The 3,122-nt window shown below is 42.8% G+C and carries 3 protein-coding genes; 1 reads left to right on the top strand and 2 read right to left on the bottom strand.

All coding sequences use genetic code 11. The features are described 5' to 3' along the window. Positions 1 to 371: 371 nt before the first annotated feature. Complete coding sequence (locus tag RAC86_RS37230) at positions 372 to 968, bottom strand: TetR/AcrR family transcriptional regulator (RefSeq protein ID WP_015715300.1); 597 nt, start codon at positions 966 to 968, stop codon at positions 372 to 374. 206 nt (positions 969 to 1,174) lie between these two features. On the opposite strand from RAC86_RS37230, the gene RAC86_RS37225 reads away from it, so the two are divergent. Beyond that, a complete protein-coding gene (locus RAC86_RS37225) occupies positions 1,175 to 2,362 on the top strand; it encodes an MFS transporter (RefSeq protein ID WP_377886815.1) in 1,188 nt (395 codons plus the stop codon). A gap of 143 nt (positions 2,363 to 2,505) precedes the next feature. Here the strand turns inward: RAC86_RS37225 and RAC86_RS37220 are convergent, their stop codons facing one another. After that, complete coding sequence (locus RAC86_RS37220) at positions 2,506 to 3,099, bottom strand: NAD(P)H-dependent oxidoreductase (RefSeq protein ID WP_015252732.1); 594 nt, start codon at positions 3,097 to 3,099, stop codon at positions 2,506 to 2,508. Between the last annotated feature and the right edge of the window lie 23 nt (positions 3,100 to 3,122).

The following is a 3,122-nucleotide window of genomic DNA, read 5'->3' as shown; positions in this document are numbered from 1 at the left end:
AGTCATAGAACCCAAGATGAAAATAGACAGATCCTCTGGATATTAAAAAACAGGTCTCTTTAGAGGCCTGTTTACATTGCAAGTATTTTTTCGATTGCCATGACATCTACATAATGGCCATCGATTTTCCCCTGTTCTTTAAATACTCCAACTTTGCGATATTCCATTGAAGTATAGAACCCTTGTTCCAATCGATGAAAAGGAAATGTAATAATATAATGTATTCACGATTGAATGACTTCTTTTTCGACATCCGATAAGAGAACTTTTCCCTCGATGATTCCGCTCAGCAACAAAAATCTTATCTTTCACTGTGCGATTAGAGAGAACCAATTTGTCATATAAACCGTAGCTTTTGCAGTTCTTATCAGCTACATACTCTCTGTAGCAGAGGTAGCTTGAACTCCCTTAAACGCGTTCATCACCAAATCATGCACATAGGAATCATTCACCTCATCCCCTGTTATAAGCAGACGATAGAAAATTGGTCCGTAAATGAGATCTATGCTTACTTCAATATCAAGATTCTCTCTCAATTCACCTTTCTGAATTCCCTTTTCTAGAAGGCCTTTCGCTTGGAGGCGGCGAGGCTGGAAAAATCGCGTGCGATATTCTTCTGCCAATTTTTCATCCAACTGCCCTGCACCTATTAATTCCTTAATAACGGTTCCTTCCCGGCTTGTCAAAAACCTAGCTAAATTCGTGGCGTGGGTTACTATATCTTGTACTGACGACCCTGTATCAGGCACAGGCAGCCTGTCCGTCGCGGTCGAAAGAAAGCTGTCCATGATAACGGCAGCCTTGTTAGACCACCATTTATAAATCGTTGCTTTACTCACTTTCGCACGCTCGGCAATTTTATCGACTGTCACCGCATCGAAGCCTTTTTCCAGCAATAGGTCATAGGCTGCAGAGAGAATCGCCTTATGCGTTCCTTCATCACGCGGCCGCCCTCGTTTACTCTGCACATGAATCATTCCTTCCCGCAATATAAACTATACGTTCAGTATACTTAATCTGAATAAAAAAAGAAAACAGAAACCTATTTACAAAACTGAACGTTTAGTATATTATTTTCCTTAATCAACGAAACTGAACGTTCAGTTTATAAAATCACTTGTGTTGAGAAGTCATGATTACACTCAAAAAACCACTTAAAAAGGAGTTCATTCTTATGGCTAATGGAAACAAACAAGCAGGTCAGAGGATTTCACCCAGTTTAACCCTTCTTCTCGCAACTGCATGCGGTATCATTGTTGCTAATCTTTACTATGCACAACCTTTGGTCGGATTAATTAGTAAGGCAATTGGACTTTCTCCAAGCAGTGCTGGATTGATTGTCACACTCACCCAAATCGGATACGTTGCCGGCTTATTATTTCTTGTCCCTTTAGGAGATATTATCGAAAACAAAAAACTTATTGTTGTATCGCTCCTTCTAAGCGCAGCGGCTTTGACACTAACAGCATTTGTGAAGCATGGAACACTGTTTTTAGCAGCTGCGTTTTTCGTCGGATTGGGGTCAATCGCAGCCCAAGTGCTTGTTCCATTTGCATCATACCTTGCATCAGACGCTGCACGCGGCCGGGTTGTTGGCAATGTCATGAGCGGCTTATTACTCGGTATTATGCTTTCCCGTCCGATATCTAGTCTAGTTGCTGATATCTGGGGGTGGAATGCAATATTCGCTTTGTCCGCCGTGGTAAGTGTTGTCTTGGCCATCGTATTATCAAAAGTGCTTCCTGCCAGATTACCAACAGTAAATACAAACTATACTGCCTTACTCGGTTCAATGTGGAAGCTGCTGCGCACGACTCCAGTCTTACGCCGCCGTGCCATCTATCATGCGTTTGTATTTGGAGCTTTCAGCTTGTTCTGGACTACCGTTCCTTTATTATTGGCCGGTCCTGATTTTCATTTTTCTCAGAAGGCAATAGCACTCTACGCATTGGTGGGCATTGCGGGTGCAGTCGCTGCACCAATAGGCGGCCGCCTGGCTGATCGAGGCTTAACCAGGCTTGCCACTGGAATCGCTCTCGTTGTTGTCGTTGTCTCTTTATTATTACCCCTCATGATTCAGAGCAGCTCCCCCGTCGGTATAACAGTTCTAGTGGCCGCAGCTATTCTGTTAGATATGGGTGTATCTGCAAACCTTGTGCTCAGTCAACGTGCTATTTTTTCGTTGGCGCCTGAAATTCGCAGTCGATTAAACGGATTATTCATGGCGATCTTCTTTCTAGGCGGTGCGATAGGGTCATCAATTGGAGGATGGGCATATGCCTCAGGGGGATGGAGTACAGCATTATGGATTGGCATCGCTTTTCCGGTCATCGCTTTGCTTTATTTCATCACAGAGAAATAAGTCTTTCACCAAAAATAAGCAGTCAGGACCAAGCAAATAGCTTATTTTTGGTGGCTTCTTCTTTTTTCGCTATATGTTAAAATCCCTCTGCTGAACAAGAAAAAATCCTGCTTGGTGAGTACAGGATTTTCCAAAATCAATCTTTATGTTAAATCGACACCCTCCAGCTGTTTCAAATATCTTTGCAGGCGAACCTTCGGGTTTAATTCTATATTTGTAATATGCTTTACATACCGATTCGCACTTTCGGCAATTTCTTGGTCACTGATTGTATTGGCGCGATATTCGGCAAAGGAAGGCAGATAGGTCATGCCTACTAAATGGGCAGATGCTTGGAACGGTTTTGTCAGCTCGCTTATCGAAAACAAGTTATATCCGCCGGCTTGATAAGAGTGTTCAGGTGAACCGATGGACATGGCAGTTACCCACTCTTTCCCCTTCAATTTATTTCCGCCGGGACCATGAGCCCAGCCAAACGTAAACACTTCATCAAACCACTGTTTTAAAAGCGGTGGGCTGCTGTACCAGTATAATGGAAACTGAAAAACGATACGGTCATGGGCCAGGAGCTGCTGTTGTTCAAATTCCACATCAATTGGTTGATCGCGATATTTTTCATAAAGATCATGGACAGTTACATCTGGTTCACTTAAAACGGCTTCTTTCCACTTTTTATTGATACGAGAGGATTCTATATTCGGATGTACAACGAGTACGAGTGTTTTCATATGATCCATTCCTTTCATTCCTTAGATGTGAC

It is taken from the genome of Bacillus sp. LR_5 (genome assembly GCF_042709275.1).
Note: the sequence above shows the minus strand (reverse complement) of the source record. Positions and strands in the feature narration are given on the sequence as shown.